The sequence below is a fragment of the Vogesella urethralis genome (genome assembly GCF_007644045.2).
Lineage (GTDB): Bacteria > Pseudomonadota > Gammaproteobacteria > Burkholderiales > Chromobacteriaceae > Vogesella > Vogesella urethralis.
In genome coordinates, this window is record NZ_VMDW02000136.1 from 83609 (window position 1) to 106436 (window position 22828).

Consider the following 22828-nt stretch of genomic DNA (forward strand, 5'->3'; position numbering starts at 1 on the left):
TGGCCCGAATGCCAATATACGTTAAGATCAGGCCAATCAAGACTCAGGCGGGGGCGTTATGCGACAGGTAGCGGTGGTGGCATTTGACGGCATCAGCCCGTTTCATCTGGCGGTGCCGTGCGCGGTGTTTGGCGAACGCCACGGCGCGGCGCTAGGTTACCGTTTGCAGGTGTGCAGCTGGGAAGACGGGCCGCTGGCCAGCAGCGCCGGCTTCCAGTTGCACGGCCTGGCCGGCCTGGCCGAGTTGGCGCGGGCCGACGTGGTGATCGTGCCCAGTTGGCGCAATGTGGACGAGTTGGCCGCGCCAGCGCTGCTGCAGGCGCTGCGCGACGCCCACGCCCGTGGCGCGGTGGTGATGGGCTTGTGTCTGGGCGCCTACGTGCTGGCGCAGGCCGGCTTGCTGGATGGCATGACGGCTACCACGCACTGGGCGTTTGCCGACGATTTTGCGGTGCGTTTCCCGGCGCTGACGGTGGCGCCGGACAGTCTGTACCTGGATGACGGCCAGGTGCTGACCTCGGCCGGTACTGCTGCGGCCATCGACTGCTGCCTGCACTTGTTGCGGCGGCAGTGCGGCGCGGCGGCGGCAGGGCAGGTGGCGCGCTATCTGGTGACGCCGCCGCATCGCCAGGGCGGCCAGGCGCAGTACATTGCGCAACCGTTGCCAGCCAACACCCGCGACGATCGCCTGAGTGGCCTGCTGGACGAGGTGCGCGCCAGCCTGGCTGCGCCGCATACGCTGGATAGCCTGGCAGCGCGCGTGCTGATGAGCCGGCGCACTTTTACCCGCCATTTTCGCCAGCTAACCGGCAGTACGGTGCAGCAATGGCTGCTGGCCGAGCGGCTGGCGCGGGTGCAGCAGTTGCTGGAAACCACAGTGCTGCCGGTAGAGGCCATTGCGCAGCAGGCCGGTTTTGGCAGTGCACCGTCGTTGCGGCTGCACTTTCGCCGTCGCTTCGGCGTTGCGCCCGGCGACTGGCGGCGCAGCTTTGCCGGCTAGGGGCCTGTTTACGGCTGGGCCCGGCACACCTCTTCCTGGCCTTGCCATTCCCACACCACGGTGGCTTCGCCGTGGTGCTCCCACAGCCAGCTGTTGCGGCCGGCGTAGCGGGCGCCGCTGGCCGCCGGCTGTTGGTACATCAGCTCGCTGCGGTCGCCGCGCTCGGCAATCAGCGTGGCCGGTTCGGTGGCGTAGAAGCGCACCTGCATGTCGTTGGCCGCATTGGCGCCGCACTGGTAGCGAACCTGCGCCAGCGGGGCGAGCAGCTGGTAGCGTGCCTGCAGCTCGGCCATGCGCAGTGTGTAGCTGTCGCGTACACAGGTGGCCAGATCACCCGCTTTCCAACAGTCGTTGCGGCCCTTCACCCAGCCGCGCTGTTCGGCTTTCAGCGTGGACTGTTGCGGCTGGCCGGCCTTGGCCAGGGCTGCGCGGTAGACCGCTGCCAGCTGGCGGTCAAGGCTGGCCAGCGCCGGCGTGCGGCATACCAGGCGTTCGGCGCTGCTGGCGGCGTGCTGGCAGGAAAAGGACGGGCCTTGCGCCGCAGCCATTGGCGGCAGGCAAAGCAGCGCGGTCGTGAGCAGTTTGTTCATGATGGTTTTGCCGGATGGGTGATTTATGGTCTGTTTATGCCAAAAGTTGGCGTTTTATTTCCAAAAAGATATTTAACTTTTCTTCATGCCTGTGTTCTTATAGAAATTGATGATTTTATGGCGTGTCATGTTGCCGTCCGTTGCGGGCAGGCCAGACATGCCGGTGAAGGAAACAGGCATGAACGCAGCCAAGCGTATCAAGAAAATGTTGGATGAAAACGGCCAGTGCAAGCAACTGGCGGTGTTGAAAGAGTTGGCCCTGGCGCTGGAACTGAAACTGCCATTCGACCTGACCGTGCTGGCACAGCTGGACGGCGCGCATTTCCAGCTGGCGCAGCACCTGCTGGCCGACTGGCACGGCGAGCAGCATATCGACGCCCGCGGCCGCCTTATCGAACGCCTGCTGGCAGAAAACCCGGCGCTGATGCGGCCACCGGCAGCACGGCGTGCCGTGCGGGGTGCTGCGGTCAAGGCCAGTCAGCCGGTAGTGTAGGGGCTAGGGCCTGTTAACACTATTTCTTGCTGCGGCGCAGGCTATAGCGTTTACAGGCCCTAATCCAGATAGTCGTGCATGCGCTGCTGGTATAGCCGCTCGCGCTGCGCGCCTACCTGGCGCCACAGGCAGGCCGCCACCGCCGGGTTACGGGCGGCGTAGCTGCGCGAAAAAATCAGGTAATAGGGTTTGGATACCACCGGCGGCTGCAATTTCACCAGGTTCAGGTTGTCGTGGCGGGCCAGGTAGCTGTCGCCCAGCGGTTCGTGGGTGGCGTAGGCATCGATGCGGCCAGCCTGCAGTTTCAGAAAGTTCTGCTCCACGCTGCTGACCGGCTCGGCCGGTATGCCCAGCCGCGCCAGGTCGAGGTTGATCGACCAGCCGAGGTTGGTGCCCACCTTGCGGTTCAAGCCCTGCAGCGTGGTGCCGTCCCACTGCAGGCGGTGTCCGGCGCGGGCGTACAGAACATAGCTGAGCGTGGCCAGCCGCTGTGCCTCGGCCGGTTTGCCGTTTTGCAGCGGGTAGGCCGCGTAGGCGGCCCGCTCGGCGGTGTAAGACAGCAGGCCGGCGCCATCCAGATCGCCGTTTTCCAGCTCCTTCAGCATGCGCGTACCCGGCAGCAGCTTGATGCGCAACGCCACGTCGCAGTTGGCCGCCGCCAGTTGCAACAGTTCCACGGCTACCCCGGGCAGGGTGGCGGGCAGGGTGGCCTCGCCCAGCTTGTACGGGGGCGTTGCCTGGTCGCCCAGGCCCAGCAGCAAAGGGGTGGCCGCGTGGCAGGCCAGGCTGCACAGGCAGGCAACAGTCAGAATGGCTCTCACAGATGGGCTCCGCTAAAGCGCTTTACCATAAGACAATACTATGACAGTCATGTGGCAGTCACTTACCGGCCGGTATTAGCGGTTGGCCGCGAGGGCGGCGCCAGCCTGCGGCGGCAGGCGGCGGAACTGCAGCGCCGACAGCATGGCCAGCCCGCCCATGATGGCGAACGACCACGAAAAATCGCTCAACTGCAGCGTGGCGTGCCCTTGTAGCGCCGATACGCCCTGCAACGCAAAGGCGGCCAGCGTTACGCCCAGGCCGGACGCCAGTTGCTGGCCCATGCTGGACAGCGTGGACGCTTGGCTCATGTCTTGCTGGCGCACGTCGGCAAACGCCAGCGCATTCAGGCTGGTGAACTGTAGCGAACGCAGGCAGCCGCCCAGCAGGAAGGTGGCCAGCATCAACCAGCGCGGGCTGTCGGCGTCGAACAGGCCATAGCCGGCAAACGACAGCCCGCACAGCACGCTGTTGACGATGATGATGTTGCGAAAGCTGAAGCGCCGCAGCACCCGTGGCATCAGCGTTTTCATGAAGATGGCACCGACGGCGGTGCTGCAGGTCAGCAAGCCGGACTCGAACGGCGTCATGCCCAGCCCCAGCTGCAGCATCAGCGGCAACAGGAACGGCGTGGCGCCCATGCCGGCGCGAAACAGAAAGCCCCCCAGCAGGCTGGCGTGCAAGGTGGGAATGCGTAGCAGGCCCAGGCGCAGCAGCGGGTGCGGGTGGCGCCGCTGGTGGCGCGGGTACAGCGCCAGCAATAGCAGCCCGCTAAGCGCCAAGCTGCTGGACCACGCCACCGACAGCATGTGCTTGCCCTCGGTGGCCAGCCCCAGCATGGCCAGCGACAGCCCCAGGCCGGTGAGCACAAAGCCGGTCTTGTCCAGTGGCGGGTTGGCCGCTTCGCGCAGGTTGGCAATGTGGCGGCCAGCCAGTACCAGCCCCAGCGCGGCAATCGGCAGGTTGATCAGGAAGATCCAGCGCCAGTGGAAGTAGGTGCTGATGAAACCGCCCAGCAGTGGCCCCAGTACCGGCCCCACCAGTGCCGGGATGGTGACGTAGCCCATCGCCCGCACCAGCTCTTCCTTGGGTGTGCTGCGCAGGATCACCAGCCGGCCGACCGGCACCATCATCGCCCCGCCCATGCCTTGCACGAAGCGCGCCGCCACAAACCCCGCCAGGCTGCTGCTGAATGCGCACAGTAGCGAGCCCAGGGCAAACACGGCGATGGCCACACGGAACACGCGGCGGGTGCCGTAGCGGTCGGCCATCCAGCCGCTGACCGGAATGAATACCGCCAGACTCACCAGATACGACGTCAGCGCCAGCTTCAGCGCAATCGGGTCCACGCCCAGGTCCTGCGCGATGGCGGGCAGCGAGGTGGAAATCACCGTGGCGTCCAGGTTTTCCATGAACAGCGCGGTGGCGATGATCAGCGGTGTCAGCAGATGGCGCGGCAGGTCGGGCAGCATGGCAGTGGCAAAACGCAGAGGCAGACCGGCACTGTAGCAGATCGTGTCGGCCCGTGTGGCGGGCTGGGGCGGAACATTCTGTTCCTGCGGCCAACCCGGCCACACGCGTTGCCGCGCTTACAGCATCATGCCACCGGAGACCTCGATGCGCTGCGCGTTTACCCAGCGGCTGCCGTCGGACAGCAAGGCGGCGATGGCACCACCGATATCGTCGGCCTCGCCGACACGCCCCAGCGCGGTCTGGCTGGCCACAAACCGGTTCAGCTCCGGGTTGTCACGCACGCTGCCGTTGCCAAAGTCGGTGGCAATGGCGCCGGGGGCCACCGTATTGACGGCAATGCCGCGTGCGCCCAGCTCTTTGGCCAGATAGCGTGTCATCACCTCGATGCCGCCTTTCATCATGGCGTAAGCGGCAAAGCCGGGCAGGGCAAAGCGGGCCAGGCCGCTGGACAGGTTGACGATGCGCCCGCCGTCAGCCAGTAGTGGCAGCAGTGTCTGGGTCAGGAAAAACGGCCCTTTCAGGTGGATCTGCATCAGTTGGTCGAACTGCGCTTCGCTGGTGTCGGCAAACGCGGCATGGATGCCGATGCCGGCATTGTTGACCAGATAATCAAACTGCGTACGGCCGAACTGCTGTGGCAGCACCTCGGCTATACGGGCGGCAAAGGCGGCAAAATCCTGGCTGCGGCCAACGTCCAGCGGCAGCGCCACGGCCCGGGTGCCGCAGGCCTGGATGGCGGCCACTACTTCGTCAGCGGCGCTACGGTTTTGCTGATAGGTCAGGATGATGTCGCAACCCTGGGCCGCCAGCGCCAGGGCGGTGTGTTTGCCAAGGCCACGGCTACCGCCGGTGATGAGGGCAATCTTGCGCATGTGAAGCTCCATGTGTGGGTGGGACAGCGCGCTGCTGTCATGCGCTGCAGTCTATTGGTACGGCAATTTCAGATAAATGATGCATTATCGATTAGACTGTCCGGATTGGACGGATAGTGAGGCGGGCATGGAGCAACTGGATTGTATGCGGGTGTTTTTACGGGTGGCCGAACTGGGCAGCTTTGCGCGCGCGGCCGAGAGCCTGGGCCTGCCGCGTACCACGGTGTCGGAGGCGGTGCAGCGGCTGGAGGCCCGGCTTGGCACGCGGCTGCTGCAGCGGACCACGCGCCGGGTGCAGCTCACCCAGGATGGCGTGCTGTACAGCGAACGCTGTCGTGACCTGCTGGCCGATTTCGACGAACTGGGCAGCCTGTTCCAGGGCAGCGAGGCCGCACTGACAGGCCGGCTGCGGGTCGATATGTCCAGCGGCATTGCCCGCCACATGGTGCTGCCGCAGTTGCCGGCGTTTCTGGCGGCGCACCCCGGTATTGTGCTGGAACTGTCCAGCACCGACCGGCGGGTGGATCTGGTGCGCGAAGGTTTTGATTGCGTCGTGCGGGTGGGCACGGTGGGGGACGACAGTCTGGTGTGCCGACCACTGGGTTGCCTGCCGCAGGCCAATTGCGCCAGCCCGGCTTATTTGCAGCAATATGGTTGGCCGCAGCAGCTGGCCGATCTGGCCAGCCATCGCCTGGTGCATTACGTGCCGCAACTGGGTGGCCGGCCAGCGGGCTTTGAATACTGCGGTGCCGATGGCCAGCGTTGCCTGCAGCCAGTGGCGGGGCAGTTGCACGTGAATAGTGCCGATGCCTACCTGGCGGCGTGCCTGGCTGGCATCGGCATCATCCAGGTGCCGCGTTCGGCAGTGACCGGCCTGCTGGCTGATGGCAGCTTGTGCGAGGTGTTGCCGCAGTGGCCGGCGCCGCCGATGGCGGTGAACCTGCTGTACCCCACGCGCCGCCATCAGCCGCCGCGGGTGCAGCGCTTCATGCAATGGCTGGATAGCGTCATCCGGCCGCAGCTGTTGACGCTAGACCCGGGTAACGGCGCCGGCCAGATGTGACAACGCCCTGCGGGCATCGGCCGGCAGGGCGTGGCGGGGACGGGTTGGCCGCGCTTACAGCGCTTCCAGCGCTAGCAGCTCTTCCACCGTCTGGCGGCGGCGGATCAGACGGTCGCTGTCGCCGTCTACCAGCACTTCGGCGATCAGCGGGCGGCTGTTGTAGTTGCTGGACATCGATGCGCCGTAGGCGCCGGTGTCGTGGAAGACCAGCAGGTCGCCCACGTTGGCCGCCGGCAGGCTGCGCGGCAGCACCACGCCGCCGTCGCCCTGGGTGAATACGTCGCCCGATTCGCACAGCGGGCCGGCTACCACGCTGGGTTTCTCGTCACGCAGCACGCCATCTTGCGGTACCACGGTGATGTGGTGGTAGCTGCCGTACATCGACGGGCGCATCAGCTCGTTGAAGCCGGCGTCCACCAGCACGAAGTGGTTGCGGCCAACGTCCTTGGTGGCGCGTACTTCGGCCAGCAGGTTGCCCGATTCGGCCACCAGGTAGCGACCTGGCTCGATTTCCAGTGCCAGCGGGTGGCCCAGCAGCGCGGCGGCCTGGTGACGGGCGGTGTCCCACAGGCCAAAGTAATGCGCGGTATCGACGCTGGCGTCGCCGTCGCGATAGGGGATGGACAGGCCGCCGCCGGCAGAGACGGCGTGCAGGTCGTGGCCGGCGTCTTTCACCAGCCGTACCAGGTTCACCATGGCGCCGCACACTTCTTGCAGGTGGCCGTAATCGACGCCGGAGCCGATGTGCATGTGCAGGCCCACCAGCTGCAGGCCGTGTTGGCGGATGACGGCCAGCGCCGCCGGCAGGTCTCTATGCCAGATGCCGTGCTTGCTGTGTTCGCCGCCGGTGTTGGTCTTGTTGCTGTGGCCGTGGCCAAAGCCGGGGTTGATGCGCAGCCACACGCGGTGGCCGGGGTGGGCGGCACCCAGCTGGTGCAGCATGTCGATGGAGCCGGCGTTCACTGGGATGTTGTGCTCCACCACCAGCGCCAGCGTGTCGCGGTCGATCAGGTCGGCAGTAAACACAATGCCGGATGGCTCGCCCTGGGCGTCGTAGCCGGCGGCCAGCGCGCGCAGGATTTCGCCACGCGACACCGCGTCCACTTTCACGCCCTGTTCGCGCATCAGGCGCAGGATGTGGGTGTTGCTGCAGGCCTTCTGCGCAAAGCGGATGGTATCGAAGGCGGCCAGCTCGGCAATGCGCTGGCGGATGGTGGCGGCGTCGTACGTCCACAGCGGGGTGCCGTAGCGGGCGGCCAGGCCGGCCAGGCGGGAAGTGTCGGGTGTTTGCATCGCTTTGTCCTGTTATATGAGCCGTCGTGCTGCGTGTTGCCCTGCATCATGCCCGCTGCCATCCATTCGGTAAAATGCTATTATTTTTGCAATCCATTCATTTTTGATATGAGGCAGGCGTGGAGATCAGTCACCGCCACATCGAAGTGTTTCGCGCCATCATGCTCAGCGGCAGCGTTACCGGCGCCGCCACGCTGTTGCGCACCTCGCAGCCCACCGTCAGCCGCGAGCTGGCGCGGCTGGAGCAGCTGCTGGGCTACGCGCTGTTCCTGCGTGACAAGGGGCGCTTGCAAGCCACGGCGCGCGCGCTGGCGCTGTACGACGAGGTGCAGCGCGCCTACGTCGGCCTGCAGCGGGTAAGCGACACTGCGGCCAACCTGGCGCGGCTGGACCAGGCGCAGCTGGCGCTGGTGTGCCTGCCGGCGTTTGCCCACGCCTTGCTGCCGGCGGTGTGCCGCCGTTTGCACGCGGAGGCAGGGCAAGCGCGGGTGGCGATTACGCCGCAGGAATCGCCGTTGCTGGAAGAGTGGCTCAGCGCGCAGCGCTTCGACCTGGGCCTGACCGAGCACAGCGAGGCACCGCCCGGTACCCGCCTGCAAGCGGTGCTGGAGGCCGACGAACTGTGCGTGCTGCCCGAGGGTCATCCCTTATTGGCGCATGCGGTGCTGACGCCGCAGCATTTTGCCGGCCAGCCCTTTGTCAGCCTGTCGCCGGACGACCGCTACCGCCGCCTGCTGGACGCGGTGTTCGCGCAGGCCGGCGTCAGCCGCCAGCTGCTGTGGGAAACGCACAGCGCGGTGTCGGTGTGTGCGCTGGTGCGCGAAGGGCTGGGCGTGGCCATCGTCAACCCGCTTACCGCGCTGGCGATGGCCGGCCACGGCTTGCAGCTGCGCCGTTTTGCCGTGTCGGTGCCGTACCGCGTCAGCCTGGTGCAGCCGCTGTATCGCCCGGCGTCGCCGCTGAGCACCACTTTTATCGATATGCTGCAGCAGGAAGCCGCCAGCCTGCAGCAAAGCTTGGCCGCGCTGTAGCCGCTGCAGCCGGGCGGGCCGTACCAAAGCAGCGCGTGAGCCCGCCGCCAGGTGCTTAAGCAGACCAGCCCGGTTCGCGCGGCAAACAGGCTTTGTCTTCAATCTCAGGCTGGCCGCTCTGCCGCGGCCAACCCTTACCATGCGGCGGCTGTGTGCTGCCAGCGGGAGACCCCATGCGCAAGATCGTCATTGCCCCCGATTCGTTCAAGGAAACCCTCAGCGCCCGCCAGGTGGCCGACATCATCGCTGCCGCGCTGGCACCGCATCTGCCACATGCCGAGCTGCACACCGTGCCGGTGGCCGACGGCGGCGAAGGCACGCTGGACGCGCTGTTGGCCGCTACCGCCGGCCGCTATCACTATCTGGACGTACGCGGCCCGCTGGGCGCGCCGGTGCGGGCGGCGTGGGGCATGCTGGGCGACGGCGAAACGGCAGTGGTGGAGATGGCCGCCGCCAGCGGCATTGCGCTGGTGCCGCGTGAACAGCGCGACCCACTACGCGCCTGCAGCTACGGCACCGGCCAGCTTGTCCGCGCCGCGCTGGACCACGGCGCACGGCGGCTGATTCTTGCCATCGGCGGTTCCGCCACCAACGACGGCGGCGCCGGCATGTTGGCCGCGCTGGGGGCGAGGCTGCTCGATGCCGCCGGCCAGCCGCTGCCGCCAGGCGGTGCGGCGCTGGCGAAGCTGGCCATGCTGGACCTGGCCGGGCTGGACGCGCGGCTGGCGCAATGCCGCATCGACATTGCCTGTGACGTGCGCAACCCCTTGCTGGGCGAGCACGGCGCCAGCGCGGTATTCGGCCCGCAAAAGGGCGCCACGCCGGCCATGGTGGCGCAGCTGGACGCCGCGCTGGCGCATTACGCGGCCATGCTGCACGCAGTTACTGGCTGCGATGCGGCCAACTTGCCGGGTAGCGGCGCCGCCGGCGGCATGGGCGCGGCCGCGCTGGCGGTGCTGGGCGGGCGCATGCAGGCCGGCATCGAACTGGTGCTGGACGCGGCAGGGTTGGCCGCCGCCGTGCAGGGCGCCGACCTGGTGATTACCGGCGAAGGCCGGCTGGACGGGCAGAGTGCTTTTGGCAAGACACCAGTGGGCGTGGCCACGCTGGCGGCGCGCTACGGCGTACCTACCATTGCCATTGGTGGCAGTCTGGGGGACGGCGTAGAAACGCTGCAGCAGCACCACATCCGCGCCGTGTTTGCCTGCGTGGACCGCATTACCACGCTGGAGGCGGCGCTGGGCAACGCTGCGGCCAACCTGTCACGCGTGGCCGGCAATGTGGGCGCGCTGCTGGCGCTGCGGGGCAAGCCCTAGCCACTGGCCGGGCGGGCAGGGTGTTGCTGATGGCATTGCGGCGGGCGCTGGCAATTGTCATAGTAATGTATCGAAACACTACGGATGCCCGCCATGTTCCGCCCCCTGCAAAAGCAAGCCATGACCCTGCTGGGCAAGCTCAAGTATTTCAGCAAGCCGCCCATCATCGTGTACGACCCCAGCAGCTACAAGGTAAAAGGCGCCGACGTGCGCGAGCTGCTGGGCGTACTGCAGCCCGGTGACATCCTGCTGCGCGCCTACGACGGCTACCTCGACAGCTGGTTCATCCGCAGCAGCCGCCCGCTGGACAAGGGCGCCCGCCGCCGTGGTGTGTTTACCCACGCCGCGCTGTACGTTGGCCGCCTGGGCCCGCAAGACCGCGACCGCGCCGCCGCCGACATCAGCGGCTACGCTTGGGACCAGGACCGCGCCATCCCCGCCGCCGAGCTGCCGGCGCACCGCGAGGCCATGCGGGAACGCTTTTTCGATAGCGTGCTGAAGCCCGACCAGGCCGGAAACTGGCCCGATAACGCGATGGTGATCCATGCCATGGCCGAAGGCGTGCAGATGGAAGACATCCTCAGCTTCTGCCGTTGCGACTACCTGCAGGTACTGCGCCTGCCGGCGCAGTTTCAGGGCGTACCGCACGCCGAGCTGCCGCCGGTGTTCCTCCTGCAAGCCGATAGCGAAGAGGCCCGGCTGGCCGGCAGCCTGCTGGCCGACCAGTGCCTGCAGCGCGAAGACGCCACCCGGCTGGCCTGCGCCGCTGCACTGGGCAAGCTGGGCGCCGAGTACGACTTTGCCTGCAACGACGTCAAGGCGTTCCAGAGCTTTAGCTGCGCCGAGCTGGTGTTTTATTGCTATCGGGCGGTAGGGCAGTGGCTGGACATGCGCCCGCGCCTGCACGGCTTTCTGGGCCTGTGGCCGCGCCGGGTCACGGTGACGCCGGACGACTTTACCGAGACGCGGCTGGAAACCGTGTGGCAAAGCCGGTCGCTGCGCGCCCAGGCGTGCCCGTCAGAAGAGCTTGTCCGCCAGCACTCGCTACGGCATCTGGCCGAGGTGTTCGGCGTACCCGAGACATCGCTGTCGCTGGCTGTCCGCTTCGATGAGTTGGCGGCGGATCCGGTTTCGGACTTCAAGCGAAACCAATACGACATCGTTGACGACGACATCAGGGATGTCGCAGATAAGCGGATTCTCAAAGAGATGGCGCAGGGGAAGCTGGTTATCCAGACTGTCGGCGACTATTGCGATCACATGGTCCGTTGCAGCCGCATCCATCCCGAAGAAGTCTCCTTCGTTCTTCGGCTACCCCGGTAGGTTGAACAATAAGAGGTAGCAGGCAAGCAGCGTGGGCCAAGGCGGGCAAGTTGTGCCCACCGCCTTGTCGGGATGAATGGGCGGGTACGCTGCGCTCAAGCCTGTTTTTATTGTTTTGTGTTTGAATCAACCAAATGCACACCTGCCAAGGTGAATATTTTACGTTAGGCAAACTGCACGCATATGAAGCCTCGAGATCTTTTGCTAAAAAATTTAGAGCCTAGGGTTATTCCATTTTTCAATAGCCGTGGCTTTCGGTTTTCGAGAGGAAAGCTTGAGTTCAATCGAACCGTAGGGTCCATCAAGCAGACCGTAACAATTGCTTTGAGCAAGTGGAATAAGGAAGATGATTGCACTTTCTGGACTATGTGGGGTAGTACATCCAAAGACTATGCGAAATGGTACGAAGCGCAGTGGGGTGTTCCCCCAACGAACAACGCTTTAGGTGGTGCTTCTGATTGGAACATCGCTGAATGGACGCGCGGGCCAGATAAGCACTTCCAGCTTTCGGGCAAGCCAGAAGATGCGGCTGAAATGAGCGAGTTTTTGGCGTGTGTAGAGAGGGCAGGGTTGCCATACCTGGATAGAATTTCGTCTTGGGTTGGTGCGGCCGAAGAACTGGTGGCTCAAAAATGGATGTTTGATCGAGCAGCAGATTTTCTGCTCATCGCAGGCGAGCACGCCAGAGCCAAAGAGGTTCTACTTGAAGGCATTCGTACCTTTACAGTCGATCTTCGCCACGACAGCTCGAACGAATTGCCGCTTATTGAACAACGCCTTCAAAGGTATTTTGGTGATGCTATTGCCTAGCTTGGCCGCAAGTAGAGTGGGCCAAGGCCGATAGGCCGTGCCCACGACATGAAATGAAACCCAACGTTTTTCACGCATTCAAGGAGCCTGGTATGGTTTGCACCGATGATGCTCCATAAAAGTTTGGCTTCGCTGCGCTCAATCCAACCTACAGGCTGTTTCACAAAGTATAGGATGGTTTTTCTGGTATTTTAAGGGTGAGATTGACATGGATGCTGAATTTTTTATTGTTGCTTTTATTGGTGTAATCTCACTATTGTCCGCGTTTCCTGTCATTTCGGAAATTCGCAACTGTCATCCTGATTATTATAAGGATATGGATGGGTGGGGTTTTTGGAACAATCACGGTAGAGGGTCGTGGTTGTTTTTGAAATTTATCCTATTTCATAGGGGTAGGATTCAAGATCCGGTTGCATATTTGTGTTGTTATATTTATTTGTTTGGAGTTTTTGCAGGTGTTGTGTTTGGGGTGTGGGTATTTTTGAATGTAATTGGGTTCTTCCGTTAGTTGCATGGCGCGGCAGTTTGGGTTGGGTGGAATAAAGTCCAACGTTTGCCGCATTTCCAGGGAAATGGCACGGGTTGCTGCGAGGCTGCTCGGTAAGCGTTGGGCTTCGCTGCGCTCAACCCAACCTACGGGCCCAACCCAAGCTGCGTGTCGAGTGCGGCCTAATCGTTGCATTGAGGAAACCAGCCTTGGCAAGTCGGGCCCGGTTACTCTTGTCAAACGTTTGGGGCCATAGGGCTAACACACTATGTCAAATCTCAAGATCTCGGAAATCAAGGCATTCGTCCCGTCGAAGGACTTTGCGCTTTCCAAACAGTTCTACCAGGACCTTGGTTTTACGATAGCGTCCGAGGGGGGTGGTGTGGCTTATTTTCACTTCGGTGGTGTGAGCTTTTTACTGCAGGATTTCTGTGCGGAATCGTTCGCTGAAAACTTCATGATGCACATCCTGGTAGAAGATGTGGGAGCCTGGTGGCAGCAGGTCCACGAAAGTGGTGTCCTTGAAAAGTACGGGGTCAAGGTTACCGAGCTGGAAAACCAGCCTTGGCGCATGCGTGATTTCTGTCTTTACGACCCATCCGGTGTTCTTTGGCGGATTGGCCAGAATATCGATTGAATCGGTACGACAGCAAGTAGGGGGGGCTAAGGCTGACAGGCCGTGCCCACCACATTATCGAGATGAATGGGTGGGCACGCTGCTCTCAACCCAGCCTACGAATTGTGTTAAACGCACGAATAAGCCAGCTATACCCCTGCCAAGGTGCCATTTTCATGTGAGGGCCGCCATGCCATTCCCGCTATTTGATCAATTTCCCGAGTCACTTGAAACCGACAGGTTGCTTGTCCGTGTTGCGCGCCCCGGCGATGGGCAGATGTTCAATGCAGCAATCGTGGCATCCTGTGAACAGCTGAAACAATGGCTGGGCTGGGTTGACCCGCCGCCGTCGTTGCGTGAGTCGGAGGCTTCCTGCTGCCGGGCTTACGCCCGCTTTCTGCTAAACGAAGACCTGATGGTTTTCTTCATTGACAAAGCATCAGGCGAGCTGGTGGGCGGCAGTGGCTTGCACAACCCCGACTGGGCGCTGCGCCAGTTTGAGGTGGGCTATTGGGGGTGCAGCAGCTTTCTCGGCAAGGGTTTCATCACGGAAGGGGTGGCGGCCCTGACGGAGTACGCGCTGCAACAACTGGGCGCCAGCCGCGTTTTCCTTACCACCGACGAACTGAACCGGGCAAGTTGGCGCCTGGCCGAGCGGGCCGGGTTTCAACTGGAAGGTACCTTGCGTCTTGATCGACTTAACATTCAGGGCCAGCTGCGGAATACCCGTGTTTATTCCCGCGTGGGGGGCAGGGCTGAGTGACATGAAGCCCAACCCAAACTATGGGTGATTTCGCGCCAACGGGCAGTGATCGGACGCTACCGCGAAGCCCGCCAAGCAGGGTGGTCTGCGGCCAACATGGGGCGCCTGTGCCGCCGCAGGGCGGCTGCCGGTTTACAGCATGGCCGAACCGTCTACGTCGCCGTCCACGCCGGCCAACGGGCCCAGCAGCTGTTGTTGCTGGTAGTGGCGGCACCAGCTCAGGAAGTCGTCGATCGGCATCGGCTTGCTGAAGTAGTAGCCCTGGCCCAGGTCGCAACCCAGCAGCCACAGCTGCTGCATGGTTTCCTGGTCTTCTATGCCTTCGGCTACCACCATCAGGCCCAAGTGGTGCGCCAGGTCGATGGTGGATTCCACAATCGCCATATTGCCGCGGTCGTCCACCACGTTGCGGATGAAGCGCTGGTCGATTTTCAGTTCCTGCACCGGCAGCAGTTTCAGGTAACCCAGCGACGAAAAGCCGGTGCCGTAGTCGTCAATGGCCAGCCGTACGCCCAGCGCCACGATATCGTGCAGGATGGCCAGGCCTTTTTCCGGCGCGTCCAGCATCAGGCTTTCGGTAACTTCCAGCCGCAGCAGCGACGGGTTGAGACCCGTTTCCTGCAACAGCTGGCGCAGCATGGGCAGCAGCTCGGGGTCGAACAGGCTGCGTACCGACAGGTTGACCGATACCGCCACGCCGGGGTAATCCGCCTGCCACAGCGCGCACTGGCGCATGGCTTCGCGGATGGTCCAGCGTGTCAGCGGCTTGATCAGGCCCGAGCTTTCGGCGATGGGGATGAACTCCAGCGGCGAGATGAAGCCTTCTTCCGGGTCAAACCAGCGCGCCAGGGCTTCGGCCGCCACCAGCTTGCCGCTGCGGATGTTGATCAGCGGCTGGAAGTGTTGTGTCAGCTGGTTCTGCGCCATGGCGTCGCGCAGGCGGCCAAAGCGGTAGTGGTAGCGCACAAAGGCTTCGTCCTGGCTGGGATCGTACATGGTGGCGGTGTCGCCGCGCTGCACCGCCTGCAGCATGCACTGCTCGGCCTTGTGCAGCAGCACGTCGGCCTGGTCGCCGTGCTGCGGGTAGACGGCAATGCCGGCGGTGTAGTCGATGTGGACCGGAAAGCCGCGGATTTCGTAATCCAGGTTGTAGCGGCCCAGCTGTTGCGCGGTCTTGTCCAGGTCGTAGTCGGGCTTGCGCATGTGGTAGATCACCAGCAGCTCTTCGCGTGCAATGCGCGCCAGCACGCCGTGTTGGCCCACCAGTTGTTGCAGCGAGGCGGAGATGGCTTGCATCAGCTCGTTGGTGGCGTCGTTACCGATGATGTTGCTGATTTCCGGCAGCCGCGACAGCCGCATGGCAATCACCAGCAGCCCGCCGCGGCGCGCGCGCGCCTGGCGGATTTCTTCTTCCAGTAGCGGGATGATGCGGGTGCGGTTGGGCAATTTGGTCACCGGGTCGTGCAGCGCCAGAAACTGCAGTTGGTCGAGGTAGTGCTGCGCGGTGGCGGTGTTGGCCAGCACGCCTTCGTGCAGTTTTTCCTGGAAGCGGCTGCGCAGCAGGTTGAAGCAGGCGGCGATCACCGACACGAACAGCAGCGACGACAGGTAATGCGGAATCTGCACCGGGTCGTACGGGTAGGCAAAAGCCTGGCCGCGCAGCGCCAGCAGCAGGGTGCCCACCAGTAGCAGGAACAGGCCGTTCCATAGCCATCCCACACGCTGGCCCTTGATGAAGAAGGCCATGAACGGGAAGGTATAGGCCCAGAACAGGCCGGTGCCGCCGACGCCGCCGATAATGACCAGGGCACCGAAAACAATGATGCCGCACACCATCAGCAGGTTTTCTGCCCGCGGGATGTGCTGCCCGCGCTTGGCCAGGCGGATGGCGGGTAGTAGCAGCAGCAGCGCGCACAGCCCTTCGATGGCGCCCAGCACCGGGAACGGCGCCAGGATGGCATTGAACAGCGCGAACAGGATGGCGACCACAAAGCCGATGGGGGCAATGGTGAGCACGTTTTCCCGGCGCTCCTGGTCGCCAAGGATTTCTTTCGCGCCGTGCCCCAGCAGGGCGGGCAGAAAGCGGCGCATGCGCGGTGGCGCTTGGTCAGGGGTGCTGGGCATGGTGTCTGGTGGCAACGCTATGGCAGGGTTGGCATCGATGAACCGATTTTCGCATGCCAATGTCTCTTCGTGTGCTTTATAGACAAAACGTCATTGCAACACATCTTTTCTATAGCGATTATCATTGGTATCGCCATCCTCGGTTGTGTATCTCCCTAGCCTGCGTTAGCTGCTGCCTGCGCCGAATCATGAAGGAATGACCATGCCACGCCTGTTGCTGGCGCTGTTGTTAAGTGTTGTGCTGACGCCGCTGTGGGCGATGTCGGTGGTGTTCATCAACCCCGGCTACGCCAACGAGGTGTACTGGTATACCGCCAGCCGTGCCATGCAGGCGGCCGCGGAAGACCTGGATGTGCAGCTGCGTATCGAATACTGCGACCGCAACTACCGGCAGGCGATGGACCATATCCAGGCGCTGGTGGCCCTGCCGCAGGGGCAGCGCCCCGATTACGTCATCCTCAGCAACGAGTTCGCCGCTGCCGGCGAAATGGTGGCCTTGCTGGAGCAGGCGGGCATCCGCAGCTTCCTGGCCTTTAGCGGCAAGGGCGTCGGTGCGGCAGCGGTAGACCTGGGCCGGCCACGGCAGAAATACCGCACCTGGCTGGGGTCGCTCGAGCCGCGTGCGGCCGACGCCGGTTACCTCACTGGCCAGGCGTTGATCGCCCGTGCCCGTGCTGCTGGCGTGCCGCGCATTGCCGGCAAGATGCCCTTGCTGGTAATCGGCGGCGATCGTAGTACGCCAACGTCGGTATTGCGCTTGCAGGGGCTGTACCGTGCGGTGCGCGAAGCCGGTGACGTGGTGGTGGCGCAGGAGGTGATGGCAGCCTGGAGCCGCGAGCGTGCCGCCAAACAGGCCAGCTGGCTGTACCGCCGTCACCCGCAGGCGCGGATGGTGTGGGCCGGTAGCGACCAGATGGCGATGGGCGCGATGGACGTGTGGCGCCAGCGTGGCGGCCAACCTGGCAAGGACGCGTTCTTCAGTGGCGTCAACACCTCGCCCGAGGCCTTGCAGCGGCTGACCGACGGGCAACTGACCACGCTGGCCGGTGGCCATTTCATTACCGGTGCCTGGGCACTGGTGATGCTGTACGACTACGACCGCGGCCGCGATTTTGCCAGCGAGGGGCTGGAGCAGGAACGGCCGTTGTTTACCCGTTTCGATGCCGCGCTGGCGCGACGCTACCTGCAGCGCTACAGCGACGCCGACTTCAGCAGTATCGACTTTACCCGCCACAGCAAGGCACTGAACCAGGCGTTGCGCCGCTACGACTTCAGCTTGCTGCCGCTGCTGCCGGAAGCGGCCGCTGCGGGCGTGTCGCTGAAATGACACGCCATCCACTGTTGCATCTCGTCCACAAATAGCCGCACTTTCAGCGCGTTGCGCCGCGACGCCGGGTACACCGCGTACACGTGGTCGCGGCCAAAACTCTCGCCCGAGAACTGGTAATCGGCCAGCACCTGCACCAGCCGGCCTGCACGCACATGGTGCAGCGCACTCCAGCGCGGGCAGGGCAGGATGCCCTGGCCGGCACAGGCCGCGTCCAGCAGCAGGTCGAAGTTGTCTGAACGCAGCCGCCCTTGCGGCTCGATGCGGACGCTGTGGCCGTCGCGGGCAAAGAACCACGCCGGGTTCAGCATCGGGTGGCGGTACACCAGGCACGGGTGCTGTGGCAGGTCGTGCGGCGAGTGTAGCGCCGGCGCCTGCGCCAGGTAGGACGGCGCCGCACACAGCATGACCCGGTTGTCGCCCACCACGCGGGCAATCTGGCCCGGCAGGTCGTGGTGGCCAAGGCGCAGCGCCAGGTCGAGGTTTTCTGCTACCAGGTCCATGTAGCGGTCGGCCAGCTGCAGCTCCAGCACCACTTCCGGGTAGCGCTGCATGAAGGCCGGGCAAAAGCCCGACAGCACGGCGCGGCCAAACGACAGCGGCGCGGTAATGCGCAGCACGCCGCGCGGCTCGCCGTCCAGCTCGTGCAGGCGCTGGCTGACGCGCCCCAGCTGTAGCATGGCCTCGCTGGCGGTTTCCAGATAGATGCGGCCGGCTTCGGTCAGCGCTACCTGGCGTGTGCTGCGCGTCAGCAAGCGCACGCCCAGCGATGCCTCCAGCGCGTTCACCGCCTTGGTCATCGCCGACGGGCTTTTGCCCAGTTTCAGTGCAGCGCGTGACAGGCTGCCGGTTTCCGCTATGGCGATAAACGCCTGTATGGCCTGGAAGGTATCCATCAGTTTTTCCATTCGGGAAAAAAAGAACTGCACGGCGCACGCTTTATCCGGCGCCGGCCTTGTGGCCATGATGTTGACACAGCCCACGCACATTGCGAACCACAACGGGAGGAGTGTCATGAAAACAAAGCTTTGCAGCCTCACTGTCAGCCTGATGGCCTGCTGTCTGGCGCCGGCGGCGCTGGCCGCCGGCACGCTGAACATCTACAACTGGGGCGAGTACTTTGCCCCGGACACTATTGCCAGATTCGAAAAAGAAACCGGCATCAAGGTACGGCTGGACGTGTACGACAGCAACGAGGTGCTGCAGACCAAACTGCTGGCCGGCAATAGCGGCTACGACCTGGTGTTTCCGTCCAACGACTTCCTGACCCGGCAGATCCAGAGCGGGGTGTACCAGAAGCTGGACAAGCGCAAGCTGCCCAACCTGAAAAACCTGGACCCGGCCTTTGTGCCCAAGGTGGATAGTGTGGACCCCGGCATGCAGTACAGCGTGCCGTATATGTGGGGCACCACCGCCATCGGCTACAACGTGGACAAAGTGAAAAAAGCCCTGGGCGGCCAGCTGCCGGCCAATACGTATGATCTGCTGTTCAAGCCCGAGGTGCTGGCCAAGCTGCAAGCTTGCAATGTGGCCTACAACGACGCTGGCAGCGTGATGCTGCCGATGGCCATGCGCTATCTGGGGCTGGACCCGAACAGCACCAGCGCCAAGGACTACGACGCCGCCTACGCGGTGCTGGCCAAGGCCCGCCCGTACGTGAAGCGGCTGATCGCCACCCCGGTAATGAATGACCTGGCCAACGGCGAGGTGTGCGTCAGCACCGGTTACTCGGGTGCCGTGCTGGTGGCCAAGCTGCGCGCCAAGCAGAACAAAAACGGCCAGAACATCGCCTACACCATTCCGCAACAGGGCGCGCCGATGTGGTTCGACAGCATGGTGATCCCCAAGGACGCCAAGAACGTCGACAACGCCCACCTGTTCATCAATTACCTGCTGCGCCCGGACGTGATCGCCAGCATCAGCAACGCGGTGATGTACCCCAGCCCCAACGCGCAGGCGGCCAAGCTGATGAGCCAGGACCTGACCGGCGACCCGATGATCTACCCCGACGCCGCCCGCATGAAAACCTTCTGGGTGCAGCGCCCGCTGGAGCCTGCCGTGCAGCGCATCCAGACCCGGCTGTGGCAGAAGTTCAAGACCGGCCGCTAGGAGCAGACCATGACCACCACCGGTTTTCTCTACGACACGCTGTTTTTGCAACATAACGCCGGCCGCCAGACCTACCACGGTGCCGATGGCGCTGCCGACGCCGGCCCCGAGTTCGACTGCCCCGAGCGGCTGGCCTACACCAAGGCGCTGCTGGACGCCACCGGCATGACGGCGCGGCTGCAGCCGCTGACCTACCAGCCGGCCGATGACGCCACGCTGCTGCGGGTGCACACCCCGGCCTACCTGGCGCAACTGGCGGCCAACTGTGCCGCTGCGGATGGCGATGGGGTAGTGCTGGGCCCCGATGCGCGTGGCGGCCCGGCTACCGAGCGCATTGCCCGTGCTGCGGCCGGGGCGGCCTGCGCCGCCGTGGACGCGGTACTGCAAGGCCAGGTTGGCCGCGCCTACGCGCTGATCCGCCCGTCCGGCCACCACGCCGGGCCCGACTACGCCATGGGCTATTGCTACTACAACAACGTGGCGGTGGCGGCGCGCCACGCCCAGGCCCGTTACGGCCTGCAGCGCATCGCCATCATCGACTGGGACGTGCACCACGGTAACGGCACCCAGCACGTGTTCGAGGCCGACCCGCAGGTGCTGTTCTGCTCGCTGCACGAGGAAGGCAACTACCCGCTGGAAGGCGGCAGCGCGGCGGACCAAGGGCAGGGCGACGCTGCCGGCTACACGCTGAACATCCCGCTGCCGGCCGGCAGTGGCTACGCCGCCTACGCGCTGGCGTTCGAGCAGGTGTTGCTGCCGGTGCTGCAGCGCTTCCGCCCCGAGCTGATTCTGGTATCGGCCGGGCAGGACGCCAACGCCTACGACCCGCTGGGCCGCATGCGCCTTACCCGCCCCGGCTACCGCGCGCTGGCGGCCAGCCTCACCGCTGCGGCGGGTGAGCTGTGCCAAGGCCGCATCGTGATGCTGCAGGAAGGCGGCTACAGCCTGCCGTACCTGCCGATTGCCACCCTCGGCGTGATCGAGGGGTTAAGCGGCCAACAGGTGGATTTTGACGACCCGCACTGGGTGCCGGACCGGCCGCTAACCAGCGGCGAAGCCGCCGCCGTGGCGCGTGCCCGCGACGCCCAGCGCCAGTACTGGGCACTGCAAGGAGAACAAGATGCGTAACGTGACCGTGGCCACCACCCAGATGGCCTGCAGCTGGGACCGTGCGGCCAACCTGGACCGCGCCGAAGCCCTGGTGCGCGCTGCGGCGGCGCAAGGGGCGCAGGTGATCCTGCTGCAAGAGCTGTTTGAAACGCCGTACTTCTGCATCGATCAGCGCCACCACCACAACGCATTGGCGGCGCCGTTCGACGGCCACCCGTGGCTGGGGCGCTTTGCCGCGCTGGCGCGCGAATTGCAGGTAGTGCTGCCGGTGAGCTTTTTCGAGCAGGCGGGCAATACCCAGTTCAACAGCCTGGCCATGATCGACGCCGACGGCTGCGTGCTGGGCCACTACCGCAAGATGCACATACCGGACGGGCCGGGTTACAGCGAGAAGTTCTACTTTGCGCCCGGCGACCTGGGCTTCAAGGTGTGGGACACCCGCTACGGCCGGCTGGGCGTCGGCATCTGCTGGGACCAGTGGTTCCCCGAAACCGCGCGCAGCATGGCGCTGATGGGTGCCGAGCTGCTGCTGTTCCCTACCGCCATCGGCAGCGAACCGCACGACCCGGCCATCCAGTCGCTGCGCCACTGGCAGAACACGCAGCGCGGCCACGCCGCGGCCAACGTGATGCCGCTACTGGCCAGTAACCGCGTCGGCACCGAGCATGGCGAAGCCGGTACGCATATCACCTTCTACGGTGGCTCGTTCATCGCCGGCGAAGACGGCGAGCTGCGCGCCGAGGCCGGCAGCGAGGATGGCACCATCCTCACCGCCACCTTCGACCTGGACGCGCTGGCGGCCAAGCGCCGTGCCTGGGGCGTGTTCCGCGACCGCCGCGTCGAGCACTACGGCGCGCTGTTGCAGTACGCTGTTTGACCTCGCTACCCCGGCCCCGTGTTGCCTGTTTGGCTGGCGGCGCGGGGCGGGCGGTTTCATGCCGCCGGCTGGCAGGCAGTAGCCGCGGCGGCCGGCTGGCGCTGGCGGTGTGCCAGCCACACAAAGCCGGCGCCCAGCAGCGACAGCGCCATCATCACCACCAGCAGCGCGTCCGGCGGCCAGCGCAGCAGCACCATGCCGGCCAGCACCGGGCTGATGGCGCCACCGGCCTGGGCCAGGTTTTGCGCGCCGTAGTAGCTGCCGCGCAGGTGTTCCGGCGCGATGGCGTCGATGTACAGGTACTCGGCCGGCACCAGCAGGATCTCGCCCAGCGTGAACACCACCATCCAGCCCGCCCACACCCACAGGCTGTCGCTGAGCGCACAGCCGGCCAGCCCGGCTGCCAGCAGCAGCGACGACGCCATGATCCAGCGCAGCAGCGTGTGCGGCCGCAGCAGCTTGCCCAGCGGGTACTGCAGCAGCACCACGGTCAGAGAGTTGGTGGTAATCAGCACCGACATCCAGCGCAGCACCTCGGCGTCGCTATGCGTTTGCAGCAGGTACAGTGCCAGGTAGTCGGAAAAGCGCGCCTGCACCACGCAGGCCAGCAGGCTGCCGATGGTGAACAGGATCAGCGTACGGTCGCGGCGCAGCAGCTGCAGCGTGGCGGCAAAGTCCGGCGCCGGTGCGGTGGAGGCGGCGGCCAACCTGCCGGTGGGCAAGCCGCGCAGTAGCGGCAGGCAGGCCAGCACCAGCGCTGCCGCCAGCCAGAACGCCAGTGCCGGGCGGGTGGCGGCCACCAGGCTGGCCAGCAGCGGCCCGGTGGCGTAGCCCACATTGGCCAGCGTGTAGCGCAGCGAAAAAGCGCGGCTGCGCTCGGCCGGCGGCAGCAGCGCCGCCAGCAATGCCTTCAGCGTAATGCCGAACAGCACCAGCGCGCTTTCGGTGAGCAGCAGCGCGCCGGCGGCGGCGAGTGGCTGGCGGCAGAACGGCAGCAGCGCAAAGCCTGCCGCCATTAGCAACAGTGCCGATAGCAGCAGTCGGCGCGGCGCCAGCCGGTCGACCAGATAGCCGGCGTACAGGCTGCCCAGCGTGGCCAGCAACAGCACGCCGCCCAGCAGCAGGCCGATGTCGCGCGGGCCCAGCGCCAGTTGGCGGCCCAGGGTGAGAACCAGCAGCGGCGACACCAGCGCACGCGCCACCGACAGGCCAAAGCTGCACGCCAGCAGGCGGCGCACGGTTGCGGGAAAAGCCATGATGCAGCTCCTTGTGGATGATGGCGTCAGTGTGCAAGCAAAAGGTGAAGTCAAAAACGGAAGCTTGCCGCATAAT

21 protein-coding genes are annotated in these 22828 nt (G+C 64.6%); 13 read left to right on the forward strand and 8 right to left on the reverse strand.

Translation table 11 applies throughout. From position 1 onward, the window contains the following. The first annotated feature begins 58 nt into the window (after positions 1 to 58). Positions 59 to 1000, forward strand: a complete 942-nt coding sequence (locus FLQ03_RS17830) for a helix-turn-helix domain-containing protein (RefSeq protein ID WP_144371551.1) — start codon at positions 59 to 61, stop codon at positions 998 to 1000. 8 nt (positions 1001 to 1008) lie between these two features. On the opposite strand, the gene FLQ03_RS17835 is transcribed toward FLQ03_RS17830, so the two are convergent. Beyond that, positions 1009 to 1590: an MliC family protein gene (locus tag FLQ03_RS17835; RefSeq protein ID WP_144371552.1), complete on the reverse strand. Its 582-nt coding sequence runs from the start codon at positions 1588 to 1590 to the stop codon at positions 1009 to 1011. Positions 1591 to 1768: 178 nt separating this feature from the next. On the opposite strand from FLQ03_RS17835, the gene FLQ03_RS17840 reads away from it, so the two are divergent. Beyond that, entirely contained in the window at positions 1769 to 2083 is a 315-nt protein-coding gene (locus tag FLQ03_RS17840) for a hypothetical protein (protein WP_144371553.1), read from the forward strand. A 59-nt stretch (positions 2084 to 2142) separates the two neighbouring features. On the opposite strand, the gene FLQ03_RS17845 is transcribed toward FLQ03_RS17840, so the two are convergent. The 3 genes from FLQ03_RS17845 to FLQ03_RS17855 all read right to left on the reverse strand — a co-directional run bounded on the left by FLQ03_RS17845 (position 2143) and on the right by FLQ03_RS17855 (position 5247). Then, positions 2143 to 2904, reverse strand: a complete 762-nt coding sequence (locus tag FLQ03_RS17845; RefSeq protein ID WP_206211034.1) for a substrate-binding periplasmic protein — start codon at positions 2902 to 2904, stop codon at positions 2143 to 2145. A 75-nt stretch (positions 2905 to 2979) separates the two neighbouring features. Beyond that, on the reverse strand, positions 2980 to 4374 hold the full coding sequence (locus FLQ03_RS17850; RefSeq protein ID WP_144371554.1) for an MDR family MFS transporter: 1395 nt from the start codon (positions 4372 to 4374) through the stop codon (positions 2980 to 2982). A gap of 117 nt (positions 4375 to 4491) precedes the next feature. Beyond that, positions 4492 to 5247, reverse strand: a complete 756-nt coding sequence (locus FLQ03_RS17855) for an SDR family NAD(P)-dependent oxidoreductase (protein WP_144371555.1) — start codon at positions 5245 to 5247, stop codon at positions 4492 to 4494. 127 nt (positions 5248 to 5374) lie between these two features. On the opposite strand from FLQ03_RS17855, the gene FLQ03_RS17860 reads away from it, so the two are divergent. Then, positions 5375 to 6310 carry a LysR family transcriptional regulator gene (locus FLQ03_RS17860; protein ID WP_144371556.1) on the forward strand — a complete coding sequence of 312 codons (936 nt, stop codon included), beginning with the start codon at positions 5375 to 5377 and terminating at the stop codon, positions 6308 to 6310. 54 nt (positions 6311 to 6364) lie between these two features. Here the strand turns inward: FLQ03_RS17860 and lysA are convergent, their stop codons facing one another. Then, complete coding sequence (gene lysA, locus FLQ03_RS17865) at positions 6365 to 7603, reverse strand: diaminopimelate decarboxylase (RefSeq protein ID WP_144371557.1); 1239 nt, start codon at positions 7601 to 7603, stop codon at positions 6365 to 6367. Positions 7604 to 7722: 119 nt separating this feature from the next. On the opposite strand from lysA, the gene FLQ03_RS17870 reads away from it, so the two are divergent. The 6 genes from FLQ03_RS17870 (at position 7723) to FLQ03_RS17895 (ending at position 13949) form a co-directional block, all read left to right on the forward strand. Continuing rightward, positions 7723 to 8634: a LysR family transcriptional regulator gene (locus FLQ03_RS17870; RefSeq protein ID WP_144371558.1), complete on the forward strand. Its 912-nt coding sequence runs from the start codon at positions 7723 to 7725 to the stop codon at positions 8632 to 8634. 173 nt (positions 8635 to 8807) lie between these two features. Further along, positions 8808 to 9950, forward strand: a complete 1143-nt coding sequence (locus FLQ03_RS17875) for a glycerate kinase (RefSeq protein ID WP_144371559.1) — start codon at positions 8808 to 8810, stop codon at positions 9948 to 9950. 93 nt (positions 9951 to 10043) lie between these two features. Further along, entirely contained in the window at positions 10044 to 11273 is a 1230-nt protein-coding gene (locus FLQ03_RS19320; RefSeq protein WP_206211036.1) for a hypothetical protein, read from the forward strand. A 183-nt stretch (positions 11274 to 11456) separates the two neighbouring features. Further along, positions 11457 to 12083, forward strand: coding sequence for a hypothetical protein (locus FLQ03_RS17885; RefSeq protein ID WP_144371560.1), 627 nt, complete (start codon positions 11457 to 11459; stop codon positions 12081 to 12083). Positions 12084 to 12838: 755 nt separating this feature from the next. Next, positions 12839 to 13207 (forward strand): VOC family protein, encoded by a 369-nt coding sequence (locus FLQ03_RS17890; protein WP_144371561.1) that lies wholly within the window; start codon positions 12839 to 12841, stop codon positions 13205 to 13207. Positions 13208 to 13376: 169 nt separating this feature from the next. Beyond that, positions 13377 to 13949 carry a GNAT family N-acetyltransferase gene (locus tag FLQ03_RS17895; protein ID WP_144371562.1) on the forward strand — a complete coding sequence of 191 codons (573 nt, stop codon included), beginning with the start codon at positions 13377 to 13379 and terminating at the stop codon, positions 13947 to 13949. Between the two features lie 132 nt (positions 13950 to 14081). Here FLQ03_RS17895 and FLQ03_RS17900 read toward each other — a convergent pair whose 3' ends face one another. Further along, on the reverse strand, positions 14082 to 16073 hold the full coding sequence (locus FLQ03_RS17900; RefSeq protein WP_144371563.1) for a putative bifunctional diguanylate cyclase/phosphodiesterase: 1992 nt from the start codon (positions 16071 to 16073) through the stop codon (positions 14082 to 14084). A 202-nt stretch (positions 16074 to 16275) separates the two neighbouring features. Here FLQ03_RS17900 and FLQ03_RS17905 point away from each other — a divergent pair, with 202 nt between their 5' ends. Then, complete coding sequence (locus FLQ03_RS17905) at positions 16276 to 17400, forward strand: ABC transporter substrate-binding protein (RefSeq protein ID WP_144371564.1); 1125 nt, start codon at positions 16276 to 16278, stop codon at positions 17398 to 17400. Here FLQ03_RS17905 and FLQ03_RS17910 read toward each other — a convergent pair. Next, a complete protein-coding gene (locus tag FLQ03_RS17910; RefSeq protein ID WP_144371565.1) occupies positions 17337 to 18296 on the reverse strand; it encodes a LysR family transcriptional regulator in 960 nt (319 codons plus the stop codon). The genes FLQ03_RS17905 and FLQ03_RS17910 overlap by 64 nt on opposite strands. 118 nt (positions 18297 to 18414) lie before the next feature. Between FLQ03_RS17910 and FLQ03_RS17915 the strand changes: the two genes are divergently transcribed. The 3 genes from FLQ03_RS17915 to aguB are packed head-to-tail and all read left to right on the forward strand — an operon-like array spanning position 18415 to position 21496. After that, the gene (locus tag FLQ03_RS17915; RefSeq protein ID WP_170252467.1) at positions 18415 to 19509 is read left to right on the forward strand and encodes a polyamine ABC transporter substrate-binding protein; all 1095 of its coding nucleotides are present in this window, start codon (positions 18415 to 18417) and stop codon (positions 19507 to 19509) included. A gap of 9 nt (positions 19510 to 19518) precedes the next feature. Beyond that, positions 19519 to 20637 (forward strand): arginase family protein, encoded by a 1119-nt coding sequence (locus tag FLQ03_RS17920; protein ID WP_144371566.1) that lies wholly within the window; start codon positions 19519 to 19521, stop codon positions 20635 to 20637. Beyond that, entirely contained in the window at positions 20630 to 21496 is an 867-nt protein-coding gene (gene aguB, locus FLQ03_RS17925; RefSeq protein WP_144371567.1) for an N-carbamoylputrescine amidase, read from the forward strand. The genes FLQ03_RS17920 and aguB overlap by 8 nt, the downstream gene beginning before the upstream one ends. Before the next feature lie 56 nt (positions 21497 to 21552). Here the strand turns inward: aguB and FLQ03_RS17930 are convergent, their stop codons facing one another. Further along, positions 21553 to 22752, reverse strand: coding sequence for an MFS transporter (locus tag FLQ03_RS17930; protein ID WP_170252468.1), 1200 nt, complete (start codon positions 22750 to 22752; stop codon positions 21553 to 21555). Between the last annotated feature and the right edge of the window lie 76 nt (positions 22753 to 22828).

What these genes read in the sequence shown, in the direction of transcription:
- FLQ03_RS17930 (WP_170252468.1), bottom strand. Translation starts at nt 22,752, where the DNA reads ATGGCTTTTCCCGCAACCGTGCGCCGCCTGCTGGCGTGCAGCTTTGGC.
- FLQ03_RS17900 (WP_144371563.1), bottom strand. Translation starts at nt 16,073, where the DNA reads ATGCCCAGCACCCCTGACCAAGCGCCACCGCGCATGCGCCGCTTTCTG.
- FLQ03_RS17890 (WP_144371561.1), top strand. Translation starts at nt 12,839, where the DNA reads ATGTCAAATCTCAAGATCTCGGAAATCAAGGCATTCGTCCCGTCGAAG.
- FLQ03_RS17860 (WP_144371556.1), top strand. Translation starts at nt 5,375, where the DNA reads ATGGAGCAACTGGATTGTATGCGGGTGTTTTTACGGGTGGCCGAACTG.
- FLQ03_RS17915 (WP_170252467.1), top strand. Translation starts at nt 18,415, where the DNA reads ATGAAAACAAAGCTTTGCAGCCTCACTGTCAGCCTGATGGCCTGCTGT.
- FLQ03_RS17855 (WP_144371555.1), bottom strand. Translation starts at nt 5,247, where the DNA reads ATGCGCAAGATTGCCCTCATCACCGGCGGTAGCCGTGGCCTTGGCAAA.
- FLQ03_RS17905 (WP_144371564.1), top strand. Translation starts at nt 16,276, where the DNA reads ATGCCACGCCTGTTGCTGGCGCTGTTGTTAAGTGTTGTGCTGACGCCG.
- FLQ03_RS17840 (WP_144371553.1), top strand. Translation starts at nt 1,769, where the DNA reads ATGAACGCAGCCAAGCGTATCAAGAAAATGTTGGATGAAAACGGCCAG.
- FLQ03_RS17885 (WP_144371560.1), top strand. Translation starts at nt 11,457, where the DNA reads ATGAAGCCTCGAGATCTTTTGCTAAAAAATTTAGAGCCTAGGGTTATT.
- FLQ03_RS17910 (WP_144371565.1), bottom strand. Translation starts at nt 18,296, where the DNA reads ATGGATACCTTCCAGGCCATACAGGCGTTTATCGCCATAGCGGAAACC.
- FLQ03_RS17875 (WP_144371559.1), top strand. Translation starts at nt 8,808, where the DNA reads ATGCGCAAGATCGTCATTGCCCCCGATTCGTTCAAGGAAACCCTCAGC.
- aguB (WP_144371567.1), top strand. Translation starts at nt 20,630, where the DNA reads ATGCGTAACGTGACCGTGGCCACCACCCAGATGGCCTGCAGCTGGGAC.
- FLQ03_RS17835 (WP_144371552.1), bottom strand. Translation starts at nt 1,590, where the DNA reads ATGAACAAACTGCTCACGACCGCGCTGCTTTGCCTGCCGCCAATGGCT.
- FLQ03_RS19320 (WP_206211036.1), top strand. Translation starts at nt 10,044, where the DNA reads ATGTTCCGCCCCCTGCAAAAGCAAGCCATGACCCTGCTGGGCAAGCTC.
- FLQ03_RS17920 (WP_144371566.1), top strand. Translation starts at nt 19,519, where the DNA reads ATGACCACCACCGGTTTTCTCTACGACACGCTGTTTTTGCAACATAAC.
- lysA (WP_144371557.1), bottom strand. Translation starts at nt 7,603, where the DNA reads ATGCAAACACCCGACACTTCCCGCCTGGCCGGCCTGGCCGCCCGCTAC.
- FLQ03_RS17895 (WP_144371562.1), top strand. Translation starts at nt 13,377, where the DNA reads ATGCCATTCCCGCTATTTGATCAATTTCCCGAGTCACTTGAAACCGAC.
- FLQ03_RS17850 (WP_144371554.1), bottom strand. Translation starts at nt 4,374, where the DNA reads ATGCTGCCCGACCTGCCGCGCCATCTGCTGACACCGCTGATCATCGCC.
- FLQ03_RS17830 (WP_144371551.1), top strand. Translation starts at nt 59, where the DNA reads ATGCGACAGGTAGCGGTGGTGGCATTTGACGGCATCAGCCCGTTTCAT.